Below are 24,617 nucleotides of genomic sequence, written 5' to 3'. Positions count from 1 at the left end.
TTGGGCGCAAGTTGCGGCCTGAACAGGAGAGAAACATGAGTACAACGCTCGACAGCGTGGCGCTGAATGCGCTGTTCAATGACGCCCGCACCCACAGTTACTGGCAGGACAAACCAGTTTCACCGGAGTTGCTGCAGCAGCTCTACAATCTGACCGCGCTCGGCCCAACCTCCGCGAACTGCTCGCCAGGCCGTTTTGTCTTTGTGACTTCACAGGAAGGCAAAGAGAAACTGAAACCAGCGCTCTCTTCCGGCAACGTTGATAAAACCATGGCCGCACCGGTGACGGTGATCGTGGCGTGGGATCCAGAATTCTACGAAGCGCTGCCTAAGCTGTTCCCGCACGGCGATGCGCGCAGCTGGTTCACCAGCAGCCCGGACCTGGCAAAAGAGACCGCGTTCCGTAACAGCAGCTTGCAGGCAGGGTATTTGATTCTGGCGGCACGTTCGCTGGGCTTGGATGCGGGCCCGATGTCCGGTTTCGATCCGTCAAAAGTGAACGAAGCCTTCTTCAGCGAGAGCAAATGGCAGGTTAACTTGCTGATCAATCTGGGATATGGCGAAGCCAGCAAGCTGCATCCGCGTCTGCCGCGTTTGGGCTTTGATGAAGCCAGCAAATTCGCCTGATTGAGAGCTGGGCGTCGCGCAGGACGCCCCTTTCCTCCGCGATTATCCCAGTGAATGGAAGCCGCTGTTGAAGTAGATCATCGGCTCTGCCGCTTCACCAGGCAGAGCGATGCCAACAATCCGCGCCAGCAGCACGCTGTGCGTGTTCCACTCCACCACTTTCTCCAGCTGGCAATCAAAGCTCACCAGCGCATCAGCCAGAATCGGCGAGCCGGTATTCAGCGTCTGCCACGCACCGTTTTGAAAACGCTCGGCGCGACGTGAGGATTGGCTGAACTGGGCACACAAGTCGTCATGCTGCTCACGCAGCACGTTAACGGCAAAATGGCCAGCTTCGATAAAGGCATCATGACTGGACGCGCTGCGATTGACGCACACCAGCAGACTGGGTGGCTCAGCGGCCAGCGAACTGACCGAGGTCGCAATCAGCCCCAGCTTTTCGCCCTGAAATTCAGTGGTAACCAGAGAAACACCCGCGGTTAAGCGACGCATGCCGTGACGAAACTCATCAAGAGAGATCGATTCCTGGCGAGTAATAGCGGTAACTGACATAAAAAACTCCGACGTGCATGCTTCTGATGCGCACGATTGGCAGATGAATGAATTGGTTAGCGCACTTCAATGTGCCTTTTTACTGTCCAAATCCTACACCACATCAGGCCGTTCGGCACCCGTTCAGCGATGAATCTGCAAAAGCGTTCTATGCAAAGTTGCTAAATGGGATTGCCGTACGGCTTCGTCCTTATCTGAAATATCACCTATTCCATCTTAAGCCGGATGCAAACCCATGAGAAAATTCTTACAATAGCGCTGATGATTATTCGACCATTTTCACGGAGCGACAGATGGCTAGTCATTTTGTACGTTGGATAGGTAATCCGCCCTTTTCTTCCGAGAACATGCGGGTGCCACAGGAAGTGATTCATAGCGCTCAGCGCTTCGCTGATAAGCGTCGCGGACGCTTTCTTGCCGCACGCGAGTTGCTGGCTCAGCTGATGCTGCGCGTCTACGGCATTCGCGAACTCCCCGCGCTGATGACCACCAGCAGCGGACGTCCCTGTTTTGCCGATGCCAACCTGCCCGATTTCAGCATTTCTTACGCTGGAAATACTATCGGTGTGCTGCTGGCCGAAGAAGGCGGTCGCGCCGGGCTGGATATGGAAATTGTGCGCGCGCACAGTCGTCAAACGCAGGACATGTTAACGCAGGATCTCTCCTCCGGCGAAAAAGCCTGGATCAACGCGCAGCAGGATTTCATGGAAGCGCTGACGCAAATCTGGACGCTACGCCAAAGCATTCTCAAGCTCACCGGTGAAACCAATAGCGGTATTGATTCACTGCGTTTGCATCCTGCGGCCGGACGGCTGCGCTCCACCGTATTTCCTGATATTCAGGCGGTGTGTGATGCGGAACCCACGCTGGTGTGGTCGTGCGCGCTGTCGCCCGGCACTGAACGCTTACACTTGTGGGAGATTGATGGCGCGCAGCAATGGCAAGCGCTGCGCGATGTCGAGATAAGCAAACCCAATATTGGCCCGCGCACCCTGCGCCTGACCAGCCTGGTCGCACCGCAAGAGATGGGACATCTGTAAAAAAGGCCGCTGAAGCGGCCTTTTCGTTTAATGAGCGTCGATAAAGACGATTTTTAGCACGAACAACAGTGCAACCACCACCACACACGGGCTGATTTCACGCCAGCGACCGGTTCCCAACTTCATCACGCAGTAAGAGATAAAGCCCAGCGCGATACCTTCGGTGATCGAGAAGCTGAAGGGCATCATTGCCGCAGTAACGAATGCCGGCACCGCTTCGGTGAGATCATCCCACTGCACGCGTGACAGCGACGCCGTCATCAACACACCAACGTAAATCAGCGCACCTGCCGCCGCATAAGAGGGCACCATCGCCGCCAGCGGTGACAGGAACATCACCAGCAGGAACAGAATCCCCGTGATCACCGCCATCAAGCCGGTACGACCGCCGATCGCCACGCCAGATGAGCTTTCAATGTAGGCCGTCACCGATGAGGTACCGATCAGCGAACCGGTCACCGAACTGATGCTATCGACGTACAGCGCCTGCTTCATGCGCGGGAAAGTGCCTTTCTCGTCGGTGAGGCCAGCTTTATCGGTCACGCCAATCAGCGTGCCAGAGGAGTCGAACAGGTTGACCAGCATAAATGAGAAGATCACACCCGCCATACCGATGTTGAACGCGCCTTTAATATCGACCTGCCCCACAACGGAAGTGATAGCAGGCGGAGCCGCGAACACGCCGCTGAATTTCACATCGCCAATCATCAGGCCGAGCGTGGTTGTTACCACAATCGATACCAGCACCGCCGCATGGATGTTGCGCGAAGCCAGAATCGCGATGATAAAGAAACCGAGCGCTCCGAGTAGCACGCTGTGCGAGTTCAGATTGCCAACGGCAACAATCGTGTCAGCGTTCGGCACAATGATCCCGGCATTTTTCAGTCCCATCATGGCGATAAATAGGCCGATACCGGCGGTGATGCCAACGCGCAGGCTCAGCGGAATATTGGCAATCATCCAGTAGCGCACGCGCAGCAGGGTGAGGATCAACAGACCCAGCGCGCCCCAGAAAATCGCGCCCATGCCAATCTGCCACGAATAGCCCATCGCACCGACCACCACAAAGGCGAAGAAGGCGTTCAGGCCCATCGCTGGCGCCAATGCCACCGGCAAGTTCGCCACCAGCCCCATCAGGATGCTGCCGAACGCGGCAATCAAGCAGGTAGTGACAAACACTGCCTGCGTATCCATGCCCGCCACACCGAGAATTTGCGGGTTAACAAAAACGATGTACACCATCGTCAGGAAAGTCGTGCAACCGGCAATCACTTCGGTGCGTACGGTGGTTCCATGTTCCTGCAGTTTGAAGATACGCTGCAAAAGGCCCTGATTTGTCATTCCACTGTTCCGATGAAAAATTTTATCGCCGCGTATCGTATAGAGTTTAGCGCGGCAAAACACTGATTTTTCGCAACCGGTTGCTCAGGGTCGCTTTCTGCGCTCAGTGCGCTAGAGTGTCAGCTTATTGTTTAACAAAAGGATGATGTGCAATGTCGGTTGAATGTATTTTTTTTGATTGCGACGGCACGCTGGTCGACAGCGAAGTGATCTGTACGCAATCTTACGTCAACACCTTTGCCCGCTACGGTATTGAATGCTCTCTACAGCAGATGTTTGAGCAGTATAAAGGGGTCAAGCTTTACGACATCATCCGCGATGTTGCGGCAGCACATCAGGTTGAGTTGCCGCTCGAAGAAGTGGAAGCCGCCTATCGCGCCGAAGTGGCGCGATTGTTTGATCTCGATTTGCAGCCGATTGCCGGTGCCAAAGCGCTGGTGGAGTGCGTGAAAGTGCCGATGTGCGTGGTTTCAAACGGTACGGTTAAGAAGATGCAACATTCGCTGGGATTAACCGGCATGCTGCCGTATTTCGAAGAGAAGCTGTACAGCGGTTATGACATTAACCACTGGAAGCCAGATCCAGAGCTGATGTATCACGCCGCCGAGCAGATGCAGGTGCCGATTGAGAAGTGCATTCTGGTGGATGATTCCGAGGCAGGCGCACGCGCGGGCATCGCGGCCGGGATTCCGGTGTTTTACTACTGCGCCGATGCGCACAATCCTGAGTTAGATCATCCGCTGGTGACGCGCTTTGACGATATGGCGCAATTGCCGGATCTGTGGCGTGCGCGCGGCTGGGATTTGGTGGGATAGTGCGGTGTTCAGCCAGGTCGGCATAAATGCCGACCCTACGTTCGTGCACTCTTCAATTGTAGGGTCGCCATTCATGGCGACCACCAACATTAGCCAATCGCCCCTAACGAATCTTCGTTACTCTGCTTCTTCGGCAGCAGGAACAGCGTGGCGGCGATATCCAGCAGATAGATCAGTGCCAGCAGCGTAATCGCGGCGGTAAAGGAGATGTTGGTCGCCAGCAAACCAATCACCAGCGGACCAAAGCCACCCACGCCGCGTCCGAGGTTGAACAACACGTTCTGCGCCGTGGCGCGGGCCTGCGTCGGGAAGGTGTCAGAAATCAGCGCGCCGTAGCCGCCAATCATGCCGTTCACAAACATCCCCATCAGCGCGCCGGTAAACAGCATCACCGTGGGATCGCGCAGCTGCGCATACACCACCACCATCACCACCGCGCCGAACTGGTACAGCAGGAAGATTTTCCAGCGTGCGAAGCGATCGGCCAGCACGCCAAACAGCCAGATACCGAATGTCATGCCGACGACCGTTACCGCCGTCCACACGCCAGATTTTGTCAGGCTGAAGCCAAAGTTGGATGACAGATAGCTCGGCATCCAGATCATCAGCCCGTAATAACCAAAGTTTTGCACTGAGCAAAGGATGAATATCCCCAGACTGGCTTTGCTGGTCGCGCGATCGGCGAACAGCAATTTACTACGCGCAGCGAAAGAGAGCTGCGGCGTTTTCTCAACGTGGCGGGTAAAGCCTTCCGGCTCGCCCATGCTTCGACGAATCACAAATGACACCAGCGCCGGTAACAAACCAACGAGAAACATCCCGCGCCAGCCAATCACGCTCAGCAGCGGCGGCGTAATAAAGGCCGCCAGCAGCACACCAAGCTGCCAGCCAATGCCCACCCACGCTGAGGCGCGGTTGCGCTTCTCTTTCGGCCAGGCTTCAGCGATCAGCGCCATGCCGATGCCGAACTCACCGCCTAATCCCACGCCCGCCAGTGTGCGATACGCCAGCAGATCCCAATAACCTTGCGCCACTGCACACAACCCGGTGAAAACCGAGAACACTAAAATAGTGACGGTAAGAATGCGAATGCGGCCATAGCGATCGCTGAGATGACCAAACACGATGCCGCCGATCACTGCGCCGATCAGCGTCCAGGTGACCAGGGAACCGGCCTGAGAAGGATCGAGCGCCATCGAAACGCTGATCGCTGGCAGCATAAAGCCGAGAATCAGCAGATCAAATCCGTCCATCGCGTAGCCGCTGATGGCAGCCAGCATCGCTTTTGCCGGTGTAATGGCTTGTTTTTTAGGGAGTGGGGAGGACATGCAGCAGCACCTTGCAGAAAAAAGTGCGCCAAGTATAAAGAGAGGGAATCGCCGAGAACAGACAGAATTTAAGCAGGCAGCCCGTTAACCACAGTGGCAACGGGCCGCTAAAGCGTCAATCAAGAGGGTTTATTGCTGCCGTCATCGCCCGATAGCAGTTCATCCAGCTTGTCGCCGCCCACATGGCGGAAATCCTGACCTTTGACGAAATAGAAGATAATTTCGCAGATGTTCTGGCAGCGATCGCCGATACGCTCAATGGCGCGTGCGCAGAACAGCGCGGTCAACACGCTTGGGATAGTGCGCGGATCTTCCATCATGTACGTCATCAGCTGACGCACGATGCCTTCGTACTCTTTATCTACCTTCTTATCTTCGCGATAGATTTTGATGGCTTCGTTCAGATCCATGCGCGCAAATGCATCCAGCACATCATGGAGCATCTGCACGGTATGATGCCCAAGCGCTTCGAGGCTCACCAGCAGCGGCAGGTGCTGCTGGCTGAACTTCTCCAGCGCGGTGCGGCTGATTTTCTCTGCCACGTCACCAATGCGTTCCAGCTCAGAAATGGTCTTGATGATCGCCATCACCAGACGCAAATCGCTGGCGGTGGGTTGGCGCTTAGCGATGATGCGCACGCAGGCTTCATCAATCTCCACTTCCATCATGTTGACCTTCTGGTCGCCGTCAATGACGTGACGTGCCAGCTCGCCATCCTGATTGTGCATCGCGGTGATGGCATCCATCAGCTGCTTCTCAACCATGCCGCCCATGATCATCACTTGCGTGCGAATGTGCTCCAGCTCCGCATTGAACTGACCGGAGATGTGTTTGTTCAGATTTAAATTATCCATGTGCGTCTCCTGAATCAGCCGTAACGACCGGTGATGTAATCTTCGGTCTGCTTCTGTGCGGGCTTAGTGAACAAGGTATCGGTATCGCTAAACTCAATCAGCTCGCCCAGATACATAAAAGCGGTATGGTCAGAACAACGCGCGGCCTGCTGCATGTTGTGGGTAACGATCACCACGGTGTAATCCTGCTTCAGCTCGGTGATCAGCTCTTCGATACGACCGGTAGAGATCGGATCCAACGCTGAACACGGCTCATCCAGCAGCAGCACTTCCGGACGAATCGCGATGCCGCGGGCGATACACAAACGTTGCTGCTGGCCGCCGGAAAGACTGTAACCGCTCTGATGCAGCTTGTCTTTGGTTTCATTCCACAGCGCGGCTTTGGTCAGCGCCCACTGCACGCGTTCATCCATATCGGCACGCGACAGCTTTTCAAACAGACGCACGCCAAAAGCGATGTTGTCGTAGATCGACATTGGGAACGGCGTAGGCTTCTGGAACACCATGCCGACACGCGCACGCAGCAGGGCGATATCCTGATTTGAAGCCAGAATGTTATCGCCATCCAGCAGGATGTCACCTTCTGCACGCTGCTCTGGATAGAGTGAGTACATTTTGTTGAAGGTGCGCAGCAAAGTCGATTTACCGCAGCCTGAGGGGCCGATAAACGCGGTGACCTGGTTTTTAGTGATATCCAGGTTAATGTTTTTCAGCGCGTGAAACTTACCGTAATAGAAGTTCAGATTACGGACCTGAATTTTACCGGCTGATGAAGTCACGTTACTCATTCTCGTCTCTCATATGCAGCGCCGCCGAAGCCGCGCCGGGAAATTAGTGTTTGCCCTTGGCGAAAATCACACGCGCCACAATGTTCAGCAGCAGCACGCACACTGTAATAATCAGCACACCCGCCCACGCCAGGCTTTGCCACTCGGCAAATGGGCTCATGGCGAATTTAAAAATGGTGACCGGCAGGTTAGCAATCGGCTGCATCATGTCGGTGCTCCAGAACTGGTTCGACAGCGCAGTAAACAGCAGCGGTGCGGTTTCACCGGCGATACGCGCCACGGCCAATAGCACACCGGTGATGATGCCGGAAACCGAGGCTTTCAGCGTAATCGCTGAAATCATCTTCCACTTCGGCGTACCCAGCGCATAAGCCGCTTCACGCATGCTATCTGGCACCAGACGCAGCATGTTTTCGGAGGTGCGAATCACAATCGGGATTTGCAGCAGCGCCAGCGCAACCACACCGGCCCAACCAGAGAAGTGCTGCATCTGCGACACCACAATGGTGTAGACGAACAGGCCGACCACAATCGACGGGGCAGACAACAGAATGTCGTTGATGAAGCGAATCACTTCTGCCAGCCAGTGTTTACGGCCATATTCCGCCAGATAAATCCCGGCCATGATGCCGAGCGGCGTTCCGATGATCGTTGACCAGAAAATCAGTAAACCGCTGCCGACCAGGGCATTCGCTAAACCGCCGCCAGCCGTATTGGGCGGCGGGGTCGATTCGGTAAACAGTGACCAGCTCAACCCATCAACACCGCGCGTGACGGTGGTGAATAAAATCCACACCAGCCAGAACAAGCCGAAGGCCATGGTCATCAGCGACAGCGTCAGGGCAATTTTGTTTTTGGTACTGCGCCACGCCTGCATTTTGCGGCGCGAGGCTTCCAGCTCAGCGCGAGCCTGCACTTCAATAACGGTCATGAACGGGCTCCTTCACTCTTCGCCAGTCGCAGGATCATCAGTTTGGAGATCGCCAGCACGATAAAGGTAATCACGAACAGAATCAGGCCCAACTCCATCAGCGCGGCGACGTGGACACCGGATTCCGCCTCGGCGAATTCGTTGGCCAGCGCGGAGGTAATGCTGTTACCGGGCATAAACAGCGAGGCGCTATCCAGCTGGTAGGTGTTACCGATGATAAAAGTCACCGCCATGGTTTCACCCAACGCGCGCCCCAGACCGAGCATGACGCCACCGATCACACCGTTTTTGGTGAAGGGCAGCACGATGCGCCAGATCACTTCCCACGTGGTACAGCCGATACCGTAAGCCGACTCTTTCATCATTACCGGCGTTTGCTCAAACACGTCACGCATTACCGAGGCGATGTAAGGAATGATCATGATGGCGAGAATCACGCCCGCCGCAAGAATACCGATACCAAAAGCCGGGCCAGAGAACAGCGTGCCGACAATCGGGATATTCGACATCACATTGCCAACCGGCGTCTGGAAATATTCGGCGAACAGCGGGGCGAAAACAAACAGGCCCCACATGCCGTAAACGATGCTGGGAATCGCTGCCAGCAATTCAATGGCGGTGCCCAGCGGGCGACGCAGCCAGCCTGGCGCCAGTTCAGTCAGGAACAGCGCAATGCCGAAGCTCACCGGCACGGCAATGATCAAGGCGATAATCGAGGTGACGAGGGTGCCGTAAATCGGTACCAGCGCACCAAATTGTTCGTTTGGCGCATCCCAGGTTTTGTTCCACAGGAAAGAGAAACCAAATTTCTGGATGCTTGGCCAGGAGGAGAAAATCAGGGAGACGATAATGCCGCCCATCAACAGCAACACAATAAGCGCAGACAGTTTGACCAGTGCGCCGAAAATCATGTCGCCTTGTTTACCGGGGGCTTTGAACGTCGGCTTAGTGGCAGCCATAGAATTCTCTGTTCTCAGGAGGATATCAGGGCGGCATTCATGACGCCGCCCATTGGAGTAGCCGGATAGATCAGTTACTGGTACAGCGCTTTGCCGGCGCTATCTTTAATGTTGGCTTTCCACGCTGCACGAATCTGGTTTGCTACGCTTTCAGGCAGCGCGGCATAATCCAGGTCAGTGGCGGTTTTGCTGCCACCTTTGTAAGCCCAGTCGAAGAACTTCAGCACTTCGCTACCTTTCTCCGCATTCGCCTGATCTTTGTAAATCAGGATGAAGGTAGTTGAGGTGATCGGCCATGCATCGTTGCCTTTCTGGAAGGTCAGATCCTGAGCGAAGGTTTTGCTCCAGTCTGCGCCTTTCGCTGCATTAGCAAAGCTCTCTTCGCTTGGTGCTACCGCTTTACCGTCGGCATCAACCAGTTTGGTGTAGGTCAGGTTGTTCTGCTTAGCGTAAGCATATTCCACGTAGCCAATTGAACCCGGCAGACGCTGCACGAAGGCGGCCACACCGTCGTTACCTTTACCGCCGAGGCCGGTTGGCCAGTTAACGGTGTTACCTTTACCGATTTTGCTGTTCCACTCTTCGTTCACTTTCGCCAGGTAGCTGGTGAAGACGAATGACGTACCGGAACCGTCAGCGCGGCGAACCACGTTGATGTTGGAATCGGGCAGTTTCACGCCTGGGTTCAGTTTAGTGATCGCCGGGTCGTTCCACTTTTTGATGGTGCCGAGGTAGATATCACCCACGGTTTTACCGTCGAGGGTTAATTCACCTGATTTCACACCTGGGATGTTAACCGCCAGCACCACACCACCGATGACGGTAGGGAACTGGAACAGGCCGTTTTTCTGCAGATCTTCTTCTTTCATTGGCGCATCAGACGCACCGAAATCGACGGTTTTAGCAATGATTTGCTTCACGCCGCCTGAAGAACCAATTCCCTGATAGTTAACTTTGCTACCGGTGGCTTGCTGGTACTCGGCTGCCCACTTGGCATAAACCGGCGCCGGGAATGTCCCGCCTGCGCCAGTCAGATCGGTTGCTGCAAAAGCAGATACCGCGCTTACGGCGAAGGTGGCGGCGAGGATTCGGGCTACGGTGCTACGCATCAGTGTCATGTTCCCTCCAGGGGATTCAAAAAAATCAGGCTCAATGCCTTTTTAGTAGGAGTTAGTGATTGCTGCTGGAGGGAAAATAGGACAGTTTGATGACAGTGAAATGTACGAAATATGACAGTTATATGACAGTGCGCAGAAATGAAGCGGGCCCATTGCGGGCCCACTCTTGTGACTGATTATTCAACGGTAACTGATTTCGCCAGGTTACGCGGTTGGTCAACGTCAGTGCCTTTGATCAACGCCACGTGATACGAAAGCAGTTGCAGCGGCACCGTATAGAAGATCGGTGCTATCACCTCTTCTACGTGCGGCAGAGAGATGATTTTCATGCCATCGCTGTCGCTGAAACCGGCATCCTGATCGGCAAACACGTACAGCAAACCGCCGCGCGCGCGCACCTCTTCAATATTGGATTTCAGCTTCTCGAGCAGTTCATTGTTTGGCGCGACTACAATCACTGGCATATCGGCATCGATCAGCGCCAGCGGGCCGTGCTTCAGCTCGCCCGCCGCATAGGCTTCTGCGTGGATATAGGAAATCTCTTTCAGCTTCAGCGCGCCTTCCATAGCGATCGGATACTGATCGCCACGGCCAAGGAACAGCGCGTGATGTTTATCCGAGAAACCTTCCGCCAGATTTTCGATCACTTTATCCTGCGCCAGCATCTGCTCGATGCGGCTTGGCAGCGCCTGCAATCCGTGCACAATTTCGTGCTCGGTTTCGGCTTTCATGCCGTGCAGACGACCGAGTTTCGCCACCAGCATCAGTAATACCGCGAGCTGCGTGGTGAAGGCTTTGGTTGAAGCAACGCCAATTTCAGTGCCGGCTTTGGTCATCAGCGCCAAATCAGACTCACGCACCAGCGATGAACCGGCCACGTTACAGATCGCCAGCGAACCGAGATAACCCAGTTCTTTCGACAGACGCAGCGCCGCCAACGTATCGGCGGTTTCCCCGGATTGTGACAGCGTGATCAGCAGGCTATTTTTACGCACCGCTGATTTGCGATAGCGAAATTCAGAGGCGATTTCCACATCACAGGGAATGTTGGCCAGCGATTCGAACCAGTAACGCGATACCATGCCGGAGTTGTATGACGTGCCGCAGGCGATGATCTGAATATGCTCGACCTGACTCAGCAGCTTTTCAGCATCCGGACCCAGCTCGCTGAGATCGACTTCGCCGTGATTAAAACGACCGGTTAAGGTGTTTTTAATCGCGTTTGGCTGCTCATAAATCTCTTTCTGCATGTAGTGACGATAAATGCCTTTATCACCGGCATCGTACTGTGCGGTCGATTCGATTTCGGCGCGCTTAGCCGTTTTACCGTCACGATCGATAATGGTGACTTCGCGGCGGGTGATTTCGGCAATATCACCCTCTTCCAGATAGATGAAGCGACGCGTCACCGGCAGCAAGGCCAGCTGATCGGAAGCAATAAAGTTTTCACCCACGCCACGGCCAATCACCAGCGGGCTGCCGGAACGGGCTGCCACCAGCAGTGAAGGATCGCGGCTGTCCATGATCACCATGCCATACGCACCGCGCAGCTGCGGGATGACACGCAACACCACTTCACGCAGCGTGCCGCCCTGCTTCTGCTCCCAATGCACCAGATGCGCCACCACTTCGGTGTCGGTTTCTGAGGCAAAGCGGTAGCCGCGCTCAAGCAACTGCGCGCGCAGCGGCTCATGGTTCTCAATAATGCCGTTGTGCACAATGATAATGTGCTCAGAAATATGCGGATGCGCATTGGCCTCTGACGGCTCACCGTGTGTCGCCCAACGCGTGTGAGCGATGCCCGTGCCGCCAATCAGCGGCTGTTGTTCTGCTGCTTCCGCCAGGTTTTGCACTTTGCCGAGACGACGCAGGCGCGTCATGTGGCCTTGACGATCGACCACCGCCAGACCGGCGGAGTCATAACCGCGATATTCAAGACGACGCAAACCTTCCAGCAGAATTTCTGCGATATCACGCTGCGCTACTGCACCAACAATTCCACACATAGTAATTTCCTGACTTCATGGCTTTCGGCCATTGCGTTGTCATACGACCTGATTTCCCCGAGCCTTGTAGAGAGTGGGGATATTTTTTATGGCACTGCTAACAGGCCGATCGTTGTCGGCCTTTAAAATTTATTTCTTCTTCGCCGGACGCTGCCAGCCAGACTTTTGATTCTGCTCTTTACGGTTATAGACCAGGTCAGCAGCTGTCACATCTTTCATTATGGTGGTGCCAGCCGCAATGGTGGCACCGCTCGCCACGCTGACAGGCGCCACCAGCTGGGTGTCCGAACCAATAAACACGTTGTCGCCGATGATGGTTTTGGACTTGTTGGCGCCATCGTAATTACAGGTAATGGTGCCTGCGCCAATATTTACGCCCGCGCCAATTTCCGCATCGCCAAGATAAGAGAGATGGCCAGCTTTAGAACCTTTGCCGAGCGTGGCTTTCTTCATTTCTACGAAGTTGCCAACATGCGCTTCTTCCGCCAATTCACTGCCCGGACGCAGACGTGCAAAAGGTCCAACCGTACAGGCGGCGGCTAACGTGGCATCTTCGATCACCGAGTAAGGGCTGATTTCACAGTCGTCAGCAATCACGCTGTTTTTAATGATGCAGCCTGCACCGATTTTGACGCGGTTGCCGAGCGTAACCTTACCTTCGATGATCACGTTGGTGTCGATCTCAACATCGCGGCCATGTTGCAGTGAACCGCGCAGATCGAAACGCGCCGGATCGCGCAGCATCACTCCTGCAAGCAACAGTTTTTCTGCCTGCTCGCTTTGGTAAACACGCTCCAGCGTTGCCAGCTGCAGGCGGTTGTTGACGCCGTCGGTTTCGCTGATGCGCGCCGGATGCACCGCATTGATCACGCGGCCTTCGTGGTGTGCCATGGCGATGATATCGGTGATATAGAATTCGCCTTGCGCATTATTGTTATTGAGCTGCGCCAGCCAGCGCTTGAGATCGCCGCCATTGGCAATCAGGATGCCGGTATTAATCTCCTGAATTTTCAGCTGTTCTGGCGAAGCATCTTTCTGCTCAACAATGCCGGTCACCGTGCCGTTTTCACGCACAATACGTCCGTAGCCGGTTGGATTATCCAGAACCACGGTGAGTAAGCCAATGCCACCCGCCGGTTTCGCGTCGCGCAGACGTTGCAAGCTGGCCTGCGAGATCAGCGGCACATCGCCGTACAACATCAGAATATCTTCGTCATCGGCAAAGAAGGGCGCGGCCTGCTGCATCGCGTGGCCGGTGCCGAGCTGTTCTGCCTGCAACACCCAGTTGAGTGCGTTATCCGCTAACGTCGACTTGAGTAAATCTCCGCCGTGACCATAAACCAGATGGATCTGCTGTGCGCCCAAACCGGTTGCGGCATCAATCACATGTTGGACCATGGGTTTACCTGCAAGGGTGTGCAGCACTTTGGGCAGGTCGGAATACATTCGGGTGCCTTTGCCAGCGGCCAGGATCACCACACTCATCGCGTTCGTAGACATATCTATCCTGATTCTCTTCAACTTTCGAAAGTGTAAGGTTTAGCCCTGAGATTACTACATTTTTCTCGGGTCGAAATTAGCGGAGGTAAGCGCATGGCGGCAAAATTCAGGCAAAAAAAATGCCAACCCAAAGGGCTGGCATTTCGTGACGCATAAAGCCTGATTACATCGCTTTTTTGGTCAGCTCGATGACACGCAGTTTCGCGATGGCTTTCGCCAGTTCCGCAGAAGCCTGAGCATAGTCCACGTCGCCGTGGCTGCTGTTCATGTGCTCTTCTGCTTTACGTTTCGCTTCCAGCGCGCGCGCTTCGTCGAGGTCTTCACCGCGAATCGCGGTGTCGGCCAGAACGGTGGTGCTGCCAGGCTGAACTTCCAGCACGCCGCCAGAGAGGTAAATAAACTCCTCTTCGCCGTGCTGTTTCACGATGTGAATCATACCAGGCTTGATGGCTGTCAGCAGCGGGGCGTGGCCAGGACGAATACCCAGCTCACCTTCGCTACCTGACACCTGGATGCGCTCGACCAGACCGGAGAACATTTGTTGCTCCGCGCTGACCACGTCCAGATGATAAGTCATAGCCATACCATTCCTCCTGGGAAACCTAAATTACAGTTTCTTCGCTTTTTCTACGGCTTCTTCGATAGCGCCGACCATGTAGAACGCCTGCTCTGGCAGGTGGTCGAATTCGCCTTCCATGATGCCTTTGAAGCCACGGATGGTGTCTTTCAGCGTGACGTACTTACCTGGAGAACCGGTGAAGACTTCAGCAACGAAGAACGGCTGCGACAGGAAGCGCTGAATCTTACGCGCACGTGCCACCAACAGTTTGTCTTCTTCAGACAGCTCGTCCATACCAAGGATGGCGATGATGTCTTTCAGTTCCTGGTAACGCTGCAGCAGAGACTGCACGCCACGCGCAACGTCATAGTGCTCCTGACCCACGATCAGTGGATCCAGCTGACGGCTGGTAGAATCCAGCGGGTCAACGGCTGGGTAGATACCCAGAGATGCGATCTGACGGCTCAGCGTAACGGTTGAGTCTAAGTGAGCAAAGGTGGTTGCTGGTGACGGGTCAGTCAAGTCATCCGCAGGAACGTAAACGGCCTGTACAGAGGTGATTGAACCGGTCTTGGTGGAGGTAATACGCTCCTGCAACACACCCATCTCTTCTGCCAGCGTCGGCTGATAACCTACCGCAGATGGCATACGACCCAGCAGTGCTGATACTTCAGTACCGGCCAGGGTGTAACGATAGATGTTGTCGATGAACAGCAGAACGTCACGGCCTTCATCACGGAATTTTTCCGCCATGGTCAAACCGGTCAGTGCTACGCGCAGACGGTTACCCGGCGGCTCGTTCATCTGGCCATACACCAGCGCTACTTTATCGATAACGTTGGAGTCAGTCATTTCGTGGTAGAAGTCGTTACCCTCACGAGTACGCTCACCCACGCCAGCAAAGACCGAATAACCTGAGTGCTCAGCCGCGATGTTACGGATCAGCTCCATCATGTTTACGGTTTTACCAACACCCGCACCACCGAACAGACCGACTTTACCGCCCTTCGCGAACGGACACATCAGGTCGATAACCTTGATGCCGGTTTCCAGCAGTTCCTGCGAGTTAGACTGATCTTCATAAGAAGGTGCTGCGCGGTGAATAGAGGAAACCTCTAATGCGCTGCCGTCGTCATTCTGCAGGTCGCCTTTCATGTCGATTGGCTCACCCAATACGTTCATGATACGGCCGAGGGTTGCTTTACCAACCGGAACCTGGATAGGTTTTTTCAGGTCAGTAACTTCCAGACCGCGCTTCAGGCCGTCAGAAGTACCCATGGCGATGGTACGAACCACGCCACCACCCAGCTGCTGCTGAACTTCCAGCACCAGACGAGCATCACCATTTTTCACCTCGAGAGCGCTGTATACCTGCGGTACCGCGTCCTGAGGGAATTCGACGTCAACTACGGCGCCGATAATCTGGACAATCTTTCCAGCTGCCATCTTGAATCCTCTACCTAATACGAAAATACCCAGCCGCGCTCGCGCGACAGGATATATGCCTGGTTAAACCGCGGAGGCTCCCGAGACGATCTCGGTAAGTTCCTGGGTGATGCTGGCCTGACGAGCTTTGTTGTAAACCAACTGCAGCTCTTTGATCAGGTTTCCGCCGTTATCGGTTGCAGCTTTCATCGCAACCATACGTGCGGCCTGCTCACTGGCCAGGTTTTCCACCACACCCTGATAAACCTGCGATTCGACATAACGGCGCAGCAGGGTATCCAGCAGCGCTTTCGGATCGGGTTCGTACAGGTAATCCCAGGTCTTCGCCTTCATCTCTTCTTCACCTTCCGCTGGCGGTAACGGCAGCAGTTGGGTAATGGTCGGAGTCTGAGACATGGTGTTATTAAACTTGTTGGCAACGATATACAGCTTGTCGATGCGACCTTCATCATAGGCCTGCAACATCACTTTTACCGGGCCAATCAAATCAGACAGTGCAGGCTTATCGCCCATACCGGTGACCTGAGCCACAATGTTGCCACCTACAGAGCCGAAGAATGAATTGCCTTTCGAACCGATAACGGCCAGATCGCTCTGTACGCCTTTATCTGCCCAGCCTTTCATATCTGCCAGCAATTTTTTGAACAGGTTAATGTTCAAACCACCACAAAGCCCGCGGTCAGTCGAAACGACCAGGTAGCCGACGCGCTTAACGTCACGCTCATCCAGGTAAGGGTGCTTGTATTCCAGATTACCCAGTGCAAGGTGACCAATCACTTTGCGCATGGTATCTGCATACGGACGGCTGGCCGCCATGCGTTCCTGCGTTTTACGCATTTTGGAGGCGGCGACCATTTCCATCGCTTTGGTGATCTTCTGCGTATTTTTTACGCTTCCGATCTTACTACGTATTTCTTTTGCGCCGGCCATTAGCTTCTCCTCAAAGCCTTGCGGCCTGCCTTTTCAGACAAGCCGCCAGACATTACCAGGACTGGGTTGCTTTAAACGTTTCGAGGAGGCCTTTCAGCTTCTCTTCGATTTCGTTATTGAAGTTACCCGCTTGGTTGATTTCAGCCATCAGCTCAGCGTGATCGCGATCCGCGAACGCCAGCAGAGCGGCTTCGAAGCTGCCGACTTTCGCCAGTTCAACATCGTTCAGATAGCCGCGCTCAGCAGCAAACAGCACCAGACCCTGTTGCGCGACTGACATCGGCGCATACTGTTTCTGTTTCAGCAACTCGGTCACTTTCTGACCGTGGCTCAGCTGTTTACGCGTTGCATCGTCCAGATCGGAAGCGAACTGAGAGAACGCAGCCAGTTCACGATACTGTGCCAGCGCGGTACGAATACCACCGGACAGTTTCTTGATGATCTTGGTCTGTGCAGCACCACCAACACGGGATACAGAGATACCCGGGTTAACGGCTGGACGAATACCGGAGTTGAACAGGTTAGATTCCAGGAAGATCTGACCATCAGTAATCGAGATTACGTTGGTCGGAACGAACGCAGAAACGTCACCCGCCTGAGTTTCGATGATTGGCAGCGCGGTCAATGAACCGGTCTGGCCTTTCACTTCACCGTTGGTGAAGCGCTCAACGTAGTCAGCGCTAACGCGTGATGCACGCTCCAGCAGACGAGAGTGGAGATAGAACACATCGCCAGGGAATGCTTCACGACCTGGTGGACGGCGCAGCAGCAGAGAAATCTGACGATAAGCAACAGCCTGCTTAGACAGGTCATCGTACACGATCAGTGCGTCTTCACCGCGGTCACGGAAGTACTCACCCATCGCACAACCGGCGTACGGTGACAGGTACTGCAGTGCTGCAGATTCAGAAGCAGAAGCCACAACGACGATGGTGTTAGCCAGCGCGCCATGCTCTTCCAGTTTGCGAACCACGTTAGAAATGGTTGACGCTTTCTGACCAATCGCAACGTAGACACATTTGATGCCTGAATCACGCTGGTTGATGATGGCGTCGATTGCCATTGCAGTTTTACCGGTCTGACGGTCACCGATGATCAGCTCACGCTGGCCACGGCCGATTGGAATCATCGCATCGACAGATTTGTAACCGGTCTGAACAGGCTGGTCTACTGACTGACGGTCGATAACACCCGGTGCGATCACTTCAACAGGCGAGAAGCCGTCGTTGTCAATTGCGCCTTTACCGTCGATCGGAGCACCCAAGGTGTTCACTACACGACCCAGCAGGCCACGGCCAACTGGAACTTCTAAAATACGACCCGTACATTTCACTTTCATGCCTTCCGCGAGGTCAGCATACGGGCCCATCACTACTGCACCAACCGAGTCACGCTCGAGGTTCAGTGCGATAGCGTAACGGTTGCCCGGCAGGGCAATCATCTCACCCTGCATAACATCGGCCAGGCCGTGTACGCGGATGATACCGTCACTTACAGAAACAATAGTACCTTCGTTGTGAGCTTCACTCACGACATTGAACTGAGCAATGCGCTGCTTGATCAGTTCGCTGATTTCGGTGGAATTCAGTTGCATATGCTCCAGTCCCCTTAAGACTGCAAGACGTCTGCCAGACGATCAAGACGGCCGCGTACGCTGCCATCAATGACCAGGTCACCCGCACGGATAACCACACCTGCCATTACAGACTTATCAATTTTGCAATTCAGCTTAACTTTACGTGACAGACGTTTTTCCATCGCGGCGCTGATTTTAGCCAGCTGACTGTCACTCAGCGTGCTGGCAGAAATCACATCAACTTCGGCTGTCGCTTCATAAGCGTCACGCAGTTGAATGTACTGAGCCAGTACGGCTGGAAGCGCTGTCAAACGTCCGTTTTCGGCCATTACCTTAATCAGGTTCTGGGCGTTTTCATCAAGTTGATCGCCACAAACTGCAATGAAAGAAGCAGACAAAGCTTCCGGTGCAAGCGCACCGGAAAGAAGATCTGCGATCTGTTCGTTGCGAGCCACTTCTGCGGCAAACGCCAGCATTGATTGCCAGCGATCGATGCTTTGATGCTCAACAGCAAAGTCAAAAGCTGCTTTGGCGTAGGGGCGAGCTACAGTAATCAGATCAGACATCAGCCCCTCCCTCCTTACAGTTCAGCGACCAGTTTATCAACGATGTCGCTGTTAGCAGCTTCATCCACGGAACGTTCGATGATTTTCTCGGCGCCAGCTAATGCCAGCAACGCGACTTGCTTACGCAGCTCTTCACGGGCACGCGAACGCTCGGCATCAATTTCTGCCTGCGCCTGTGCCACGATGCGGTTACGTTCAGTCTCAGCTTCAGTTTTCGCTTCGTCCAGAATCTGGGCACGGCGTTTGTTCGCCTGCTCGATAATGACCTGAGCGTCTTCTTTCGCTTTTTTCAGCTGGTCGGTCGCATTGGCCTGCGCGAGATCTAAATCTTTCTTCGCGCGCTCAGCAGAAGCAAGGCCTTCAGCAATTTCTTTCTGGCGCTTTTCGATGGCAGCCATAATCGGCGGCCATACGTACTTCATGCAGAACGCGACAAACAGAATGAACGCGATGGCCTGGCCGAGGATTGTTGCATTAATGTTCACAGCACAATGCCTCTTATTAAGTTAACTTGCTCTGCCGCTATCAGAGATAAACGGCAGAATCCGTCCCTCATCACACCAGGTGCCATGAGTGAACAAGGCTACCAGGTTTAAGCGACAGCAAACATCACATAGAGACCCAGACCTACAGCGATCATCGGGATTGCATCCACCAGACCCATTACAACAAAGAACTGCGTACGCAGCAGAGGGATCAGATCCGGTTGACGCGCGGCGCCTTCCAGGAATTTACCTCCGAGGATGCCGATACCGATCGCAGCACCGATTGCCGCCAGGCCCATCATCACAGCGGCAGCCATGTACAGCAGATCCATATTCAGGTTTTCCATGACAGTCTCCAGTTTGTTTCAGTTAAAAGCTTAAGTGTTGAGATAAAAATCAATGTTCTTCAGATGCCATCGACAGATAGACGATCGTGAGGACCATGAAAATGAAAGCCTGCAGCGAAATGATCAGGATGTGGAAAATGGCCCAAGGCACATTCAACAACCACTGCGACCACCACGGCAGCAAGCCGGCAATCAGGATAAAGATCAACTCACCCGCATACATGTTACCGAACAGTCGCAGACCCAGTGAAACAGGCTTGGACAGCAGGCTAACACCTTCAAGAATCAGGTTAATGGGGATGAAGATCGGGTGATTAAAAGGCTGCAGCGTCAACTCTTTGGTGAAGCCGCCAATGCCTTTCATTTTGATGCTGTAGAACAGAATCAAAATAAATACGCCCAGCGCCATAGACAGCGTGATGTTCACGTCTGCAGACGGCACGACGCGCAGCGCCGGCAGGCCTAAATAGTGCTCGCCGATAAACGGCAGCAAATCGATAGGCAGCAGATCCATGAAGTTCATCAGGAAGACCCAGACAAAAATCGTCAGAGCCAGCGGGGCGATAAGTTTGCTTTTACCGTGGTACATGTCGCGCACGTTGTTATCAACGAAACCGACAACCAGTTCGATAGCCGCTTGTAATTTCCCTGGAACACCGCTGGTAGCGCTTTTAGCTACTTTGCGGAACAACACCAGGAAAATAAGTCCCAGCACCACAGAGAAAAACATGGAATCGATATTTAATACCCAGAACGTCGCGGGAGCGTCGTGCGGATTCACCAACTCGAAAGTACGCAGGTCCAACTGAAGGTTATTCAGGTGGTGACCTATGTATTCTTGCGGAGTAGAGATTTCTCCAGCAGCCATGATGCCTCTTACCCTTTGTTGTTAATTACAGCCGGAGCGACGATCTGCACCACCAGCACCGATAACCACGTGATTGCGAGTGGCCAGAAGACCGCTCCAAACACACCCAACGCCACCGCAAGGAAAATGACGGTTGTGAACACCTTCAACACTTCACCGAGGGCGAAGCTCCAGGCAACACGTCCTTTCGCAGGCGTTTGATCCTGCAGGCGCCAGGCTAAAAACATAAACAACACGTTCGGCAGCCAGGCTGCCACTCCACCGGCGATGGCGGAGGCGCCCCAGGTGACCTCTTTCAGGGTAAAGAGCGCACCGATGATGACAAAGGTCACCAGCTGAATGATCAGCACGGCCCGGGCTAATTTCACACTGTAAAGAGACACTGACATGACGCTGAACTCTCCTGCCCCGAACGGGGTATGTCGCGTGTCGTATAAGACTGCCTTTACTCATTTGAGTCAAGCAGCAAAAGCCGTGCAAATTATACGGGCGCCACCTGCGATTTCAATCGGTAAGTAGCGAAAAGGTGAACAATTATTTAAATTTCTTTCTGAAGGGCTATTTTTCAAAACATCCACTTCCAACAATGCTTCGCTGAAAGTCTGAAATTGCCCAATCGACTTGCTTTTAAAGCGTGCTTTAGATCACATAATAAACAAGGATTAAGCTAGCGAATTTGTTTCAGACAAGAATTATACGATTTCAAAATTGCTTAAAGCATTTCATTATCAAAGAATTAAAATTATCACCCAAGCGCTACACGCTGATTTTCGATAAAAACACTCTATTGACATCATGCTCTGCAATAAAAACGTAAAAGTGATATTACGCACGCCAACTTATTGCAAAGTTATATTTTCCCCAGTGATTATTCGGTTGGGTAAATACACGCTGTGAAGTGATCTAAGTGATAATGAAATGTGAATTAATCGTTAAATGTAACAGAGCTTTTCGGATAATTTCCGTCGCGGATGTTAACTCCCTTACCCTGCCCTGCTAAATAAAAGCGTTTGTCTGAAAGTGTTCAATCGCTGCTTTTTTATTCAGCAGAACAACTAAGGCAAACGGTATGAATTGGCGTAATTCCATACCGTTTAAAAGGCTATTGACGAGTAATGATCACCAGATGGCGTTCGCCATCCAGTTCAGGTACCAGCAATGGCTGAATTTTCTCCACCACGAATCCACTCGGTAGCGCTGAAATTTCATCATCCGGTCGCACCCCTTTCAAGGCATAAAAGCGCCCTTCACGGCCCGGCAAATGGTGGCACCAGTTCAGCATATCGTCCAGTGAGGCAAATGCTCGGCTGATAACACCATCAAATGGCGGCTCGGAGGGGAACTCTTCAACGCGGCTCTGCACTGGCGTGACGTTAGTAAGTCCTAACTCATGTTGTACCTGACGCAGAAAACGCACGCGCTTGCCGAGGCTATCCAGCAAAGTGAAATGAGATTGCGGGCGCACAATGGCTAACGGAATGCCGGGTAAGCCCGGGCCGGTCCCCACGTCAATAAAGCGTTCGCCCTGCAAATGCGGCTCAACCACTACGCTATCGAGAATATGACGCACCAGCATTTGCTGCGGGTCACGCACTGATGTCAGGTTATAGGCCTTATTCCACTTATGCAGCAACTCAACATAGCCAACCAACTGTTGTTTTTGTTGATCGGTAAGCGAAATGTTTGCCGCTTTCAGCAGCGAGGAGAGTTTGTTGATCACGAAGAGAATTCCATTAACGGGGGCGAGTTGCCTCGCCCCAAAGTCTATCAGGCGCTTTTACGCAGCAGGCCCTGTTTTTTCAGGTAAATCAGCAGAATTGAAATAGCCGCAGGTGTGATACCCGAAATACGTGAAGCCTGGCCAATGGAGGTCGGTTTGTGATCGTTGAGTTTCGCGATCACTTCATTCGACAGCCCATTCACCTGACGATAATCAAGCTCGACAGGCAACAAGGTGTTTTCATTGCGCTGCTGGCGATCAATCTCTTCCTGCTGACGCGCAATATAACCTTCGTATTTTACCTGAATCTCCACTTGCTCAGCGGCTTGCTCATCAGGCAGTGCCGGACCGTAGCTGGCGAGTGAAGTCAGCAATGGATAAGTCATCTCTGGACGACGCAGCAGATCTTCGCCGCTGGCTTCTTTGGTGAGCGGCGCGCTGATAACAGCGTTGACTTCAGCCACGTTGTCCGATTTTGGATGCACCCACAGATCGCGCAGGCGCTGACGTTCTTGCTCAATCGTCTCCAGTTTCTGGTTGTAGCGCGCCCAGCGTGCATCATCGACCAGACCCAGTTCGCGACCGGCTTCGGTCAAACGCAAGTCGGCGTTATCCTCACGCAGCATCAAGCGGTATTCCGCGCGCGATGTAAACATGCGGTACGGCTCTTTGGTACCGAGCGTGCAGAGATCGTCGACCAGCACACCAAGGTAAGCCTGATCGCGACGTGGTGCCCAGCCCTCTTTGTCCGCTGAAGCGCGTGCGGCGTTCAGACCGGCTAGCAAACCTTGCGCTGCCGCTTCTTCGTAGCCGGTAGTGCCATTGATCTGCCCGGCAAAGAACAGGCCGTGGATAAATTTGCTTTCCAGCGTCGGTTTGAGATCGCGTGGATCGAAGAAATCATACTCAATGGCATAACCCGGACGGATGATCTTCGCATTTTCCAGCCCTTTCATCGAACGCACGATCTGCATCTGTACGTCAAACGGCAGGCTGGTGGAGATACCATTCGGGTAGATCTCGTTACTGGTGAGGCCTTCTGGCTCCAGGAAGATCTGGTGTGCATTACGATCGGCAAAGCGCATCACTTTATCTTCGATCGACGGACAATAACGTGGACCAATACCTTCGATGATCCCGGCGTACATTGGGCTGCGATCGAGATTATTGCGGATCACATCATGCGTCTGTTCGTTGGTGTAAGTGATCCAGCACGGCACTTGTTGTGGGTGCTGTGAAACCTTGCCCATGAACGAGAACACCGGCATCGGATTATCGCCGTGCTGTGGTGCCAACACCGAAAAATCGATTGAGCGTGCATCGATACGAGGCGGCGTACCGGTTTTCAGACGGTTAACACGCAGCGGCAGCGCACGCAGGCGTTTTGCCAGCGGGATGGATGGCGGATCGCCAGCACGGCCACCGCTGTAGTTATCAAGGCCAATATGAATTTTGCCATCGAGGAACGTCCCGACGGTCAGCACCACCGTTTTGGCGCGGAACTTCAAGCCCATCTGCGTCACCGCACCGACGACACGATCGTTTTCCACAATCAGATCGTCAACCGCCTGCTGGAAGATCATCAGGTTCGGCTGGTTCTCTAACGCAGTGCGTACCGCCTGGCGATACAGTACACGGTCAGCTTGAGCACGCGTGGCACGAACGGCTGGGCCTTTGCTCGCGTTTAGTATCCTAAACTGGATACCCGCTTGGTCAATTGCCGTGGCCATCAAACCGCCTAAGGCATCCACTTCCTTCACCAGATGTCCTTTCCCGATACCACCGATCGCCGGGTTACAGGACATTTGTCCAAGCGTATCAATGTTATGGGTGAGTAACAGGGTTTGCTGACCCATTCGAGCGGCGGCCATCGCGGCCTCTGTGCCCGCATGACCACCACCGATTACGATGACGTCAAAAGGATCTGGATAAAACATGAAGTGGGTCCTCGTTAGTGTTCGGACAGGGATCGTTGCCCTGGGCGGTGGATTCTACTGAAATTATGTCGGCGGCGAAAGTCGCGGGATCCTGAGGTTTTAAATAAAGGATCTTTAATTCTTTTATATGATCTCTCTGTTAGATCTACTATTAGGATCGCCCCAGGTTGTTGATAACCCCGAAAAGAACAGGTTAAACAGTCGATTAGAAAGGATCATTAGCTGTGAATGATCGGTGATCCTGATCCGTATAAGCTGGGATCAAAATGGACACTTATACACAGCCTAAAAAAGAAACAGCGGTTGTTATTTGGATAACTACTGG

Annotated in this window: 24 protein-coding genes; 3 read left to right on the top strand and 21 right to left on the bottom strand. The window is 53.6% G+C overall.

Annotated elements, in window-relative coordinates; all coding sequences use genetic code 11:
* Nucleotides 1-35: 35 nt before the first annotated feature.
* A complete protein-coding gene (locus AC6I8K_RS00120) occupies nt 36-626 on the top strand; it encodes a malonic semialdehyde reductase (protein WP_064738301.1) in 591 nt (196 codons plus the stop codon).
* A 42-nt stretch (nt 627-668) separates the two neighbouring features.
* On the opposite strand, the gene AC6I8K_RS00115 is transcribed toward AC6I8K_RS00120, so the two are convergent.
* The gene (locus tag AC6I8K_RS00115) at nt 669-1,178 is read right to left on the bottom strand and encodes a flavin reductase family protein (protein ID WP_064738302.1); all 510 of its coding nucleotides are present in this window, start codon (nt 1,176-1,178) and stop codon (nt 669-671) included.
* A 293-nt stretch (nt 1,179-1,471) separates the two neighbouring features.
* Here AC6I8K_RS00115 and AC6I8K_RS00110 point away from each other — a divergent pair, with 293 nt between their 5' ends.
* Nucleotides 1,472-2,218 carry a 4'-phosphopantetheinyl transferase family protein gene (locus AC6I8K_RS00110; RefSeq protein WP_064738303.1) on the top strand — a complete coding sequence of 249 codons (747 nt, stop codon included), beginning with the start codon at nt 1,472-1,474 and terminating at the stop codon, nt 2,216-2,218.
* Between the two features lie 27 nt (nt 2,219-2,245).
* Here AC6I8K_RS00110 and AC6I8K_RS00105 read toward each other — a convergent pair whose 3' ends face one another.
* Nucleotides 2,246-3,559, bottom strand: a complete 1,314-nt coding sequence (locus tag AC6I8K_RS00105) for an NCS2 family permease (protein WP_497826038.1) — start codon at nt 3,557-3,559, stop codon at nt 2,246-2,248.
* A gap of 152 nt (nt 3,560-3,711) precedes the next feature.
* Between AC6I8K_RS00105 and yieH the strand changes: the two genes are divergently transcribed.
* Nucleotides 3,712-4,374, top strand: coding sequence for a 6-phosphogluconate phosphatase (gene yieH, locus AC6I8K_RS00100; protein WP_064738304.1), 663 nt, complete (start codon nt 3,712-3,714; stop codon nt 4,372-4,374).
* 89 nt (nt 4,375-4,463) lie between these two features.
* Here the strand turns inward: yieH and AC6I8K_RS00095 are convergent, their stop codons facing one another.
* The 19 genes from AC6I8K_RS00095 to mnmG all read right to left on the bottom strand — a co-directional run bounded on the left by AC6I8K_RS00095 (nt 4,464) and on the right by mnmG (nt 24,292).
* Nucleotides 4,464-5,702, bottom strand: a complete 1,239-nt coding sequence (locus tag AC6I8K_RS00095; RefSeq protein WP_497826037.1) for an MFS transporter — start codon at nt 5,700-5,702, stop codon at nt 4,464-4,466.
* A 119-nt stretch (nt 5,703-5,821) separates the two neighbouring features.
* Complete coding sequence (gene phoU, locus AC6I8K_RS00090) at nt 5,822-6,556, bottom strand: phosphate signaling complex protein PhoU (RefSeq protein WP_007893583.1); 735 nt, start codon at nt 6,554-6,556, stop codon at nt 5,822-5,824.
* Between the two features lie 14 nt (nt 6,557-6,570).
* Nucleotides 6,571-7,344, bottom strand: a complete 774-nt coding sequence (gene pstB, locus AC6I8K_RS00085) for a phosphate ABC transporter ATP-binding protein PstB (RefSeq protein WP_007893584.1) — start codon at nt 7,342-7,344, stop codon at nt 6,571-6,573.
* A 43-nt stretch (nt 7,345-7,387) separates the two neighbouring features.
* On the bottom strand, nt 7,388-8,275 hold the full coding sequence (pstA, locus tag AC6I8K_RS00080; RefSeq protein WP_064738306.1) for a phosphate ABC transporter permease PstA: 888 nt from the start codon (nt 8,273-8,275) through the stop codon (nt 7,388-7,390).
* On the bottom strand, nt 8,272-9,234 hold the full coding sequence (pstC, locus tag AC6I8K_RS00075; RefSeq protein WP_061719978.1) for a phosphate ABC transporter permease PstC: 963 nt from the start codon (nt 9,232-9,234) through the stop codon (nt 8,272-8,274). Before pstC ends, pstA begins: the two co-directional genes overlap by 4 nt.
* Nucleotides 9,235-9,308: 74 nt before the next feature.
* Entirely contained in the window at nt 9,309-10,352 is a 1,044-nt protein-coding gene (pstS, locus tag AC6I8K_RS00070; protein ID WP_064738307.1) for a phosphate ABC transporter substrate-binding protein PstS, read from the bottom strand.
* A 176-nt stretch (nt 10,353-10,528) separates the two neighbouring features.
* Complete coding sequence (glmS, locus tag AC6I8K_RS00065; RefSeq protein WP_064738308.1) at nt 10,529-12,358, bottom strand: glutamine--fructose-6-phosphate transaminase (isomerizing); 1,830 nt, start codon at nt 12,356-12,358, stop codon at nt 10,529-10,531.
* A gap of 129 nt (nt 12,359-12,487) precedes the next feature.
* Nucleotides 12,488-13,858 (bottom strand): bifunctional UDP-N-acetylglucosamine diphosphorylase/glucosamine-1-phosphate N-acetyltransferase GlmU, encoded by a 1,371-nt coding sequence (glmU, locus tag AC6I8K_RS00060; RefSeq protein ID WP_483816488.1) that lies wholly within the window; start codon nt 13,856-13,858, stop codon nt 12,488-12,490.
* A 163-nt stretch (nt 13,859-14,021) separates the two neighbouring features.
* A complete protein-coding gene (locus tag AC6I8K_RS00055) occupies nt 14,022-14,441 on the bottom strand; it encodes a F0F1 ATP synthase subunit epsilon (protein WP_008106717.1) in 420 nt (139 codons plus the stop codon).
* Between the two features lie 24 nt (nt 14,442-14,465).
* A complete protein-coding gene (atpD, locus tag AC6I8K_RS00050; protein WP_007893594.1) occupies nt 14,466-15,863 on the bottom strand; it encodes a F0F1 ATP synthase subunit beta in 1,398 nt (465 codons plus the stop codon).
* A gap of 63 nt (nt 15,864-15,926) precedes the next feature.
* Nucleotides 15,927-16,793, bottom strand: a complete 867-nt coding sequence (gene atpG, locus AC6I8K_RS00045) for a F0F1 ATP synthase subunit gamma (RefSeq protein WP_007893596.1) — start codon at nt 16,791-16,793, stop codon at nt 15,927-15,929.
* A 52-nt stretch (nt 16,794-16,845) separates the two neighbouring features.
* On the bottom strand, nt 16,846-18,387 hold the full coding sequence (gene atpA / locus AC6I8K_RS00040; protein WP_064738310.1) for a F0F1 ATP synthase subunit alpha: 1,542 nt from the start codon (nt 18,385-18,387) through the stop codon (nt 16,846-16,848).
* Nucleotides 18,388-18,401: 14 nt separating this feature from the next.
* Nucleotides 18,402-18,935, bottom strand: a complete 534-nt coding sequence (gene atpH, locus AC6I8K_RS00035; RefSeq protein ID WP_064738311.1) for a F0F1 ATP synthase subunit delta — start codon at nt 18,933-18,935, stop codon at nt 18,402-18,404.
* Nucleotides 18,936-18,949: 14 nt separating this feature from the next.
* On the bottom strand, nt 18,950-19,420 hold the full coding sequence (atpF, locus tag AC6I8K_RS00030; protein WP_007893603.1) for a F0F1 ATP synthase subunit B: 471 nt from the start codon (nt 19,418-19,420) through the stop codon (nt 18,950-18,952).
* A gap of 107 nt (nt 19,421-19,527) precedes the next feature.
* Nucleotides 19,528-19,767, bottom strand: a complete 240-nt coding sequence (gene atpE / locus AC6I8K_RS00025) for a F0F1 ATP synthase subunit C (protein WP_003849523.1) — start codon at nt 19,765-19,767, stop codon at nt 19,528-19,530.
* Nucleotides 19,768-19,816: 49 nt separating this feature from the next.
* Nucleotides 19,817-20,635 (bottom strand): F0F1 ATP synthase subunit A, encoded by an 819-nt coding sequence (gene atpB, locus AC6I8K_RS00020; RefSeq protein WP_007893608.1) that lies wholly within the window; start codon nt 20,633-20,635, stop codon nt 19,817-19,819.
* A gap of 8 nt (nt 20,636-20,643) precedes the next feature.
* Nucleotides 20,644-21,024, bottom strand: a complete 381-nt coding sequence (atpI, locus tag AC6I8K_RS00015) for a F0F1 ATP synthase subunit I (protein WP_064738312.1) — start codon at nt 21,022-21,024, stop codon at nt 20,644-20,646.
* A 713-nt stretch (nt 21,025-21,737) separates the two neighbouring features.
* Entirely contained in the window at nt 21,738-22,355 is a 618-nt protein-coding gene (gene rsmG / locus AC6I8K_RS00010) for a 16S rRNA (guanine(527)-N(7))-methyltransferase RsmG (RefSeq protein WP_497826036.1), read from the bottom strand.
* A 47-nt stretch (nt 22,356-22,402) separates the two neighbouring features.
* Nucleotides 22,403-24,292: a tRNA uridine-5-carboxymethylaminomethyl(34) synthesis enzyme MnmG gene (gene mnmG, locus AC6I8K_RS00005; protein ID WP_064738314.1), complete on the bottom strand. Its 1,890-nt coding sequence runs from the start codon at nt 24,290-24,292 to the stop codon at nt 22,403-22,405.
* Nucleotides 24,293-24,617: the final 325 nt, after the last annotated feature.

This window comes from Pantoea sp. X-Soil-ISGK-421 (assembly GCF_059730785.1).
Note: the sequence above shows the minus strand (reverse complement) of the source record. Positions and strands in the feature narration are given on the sequence as shown.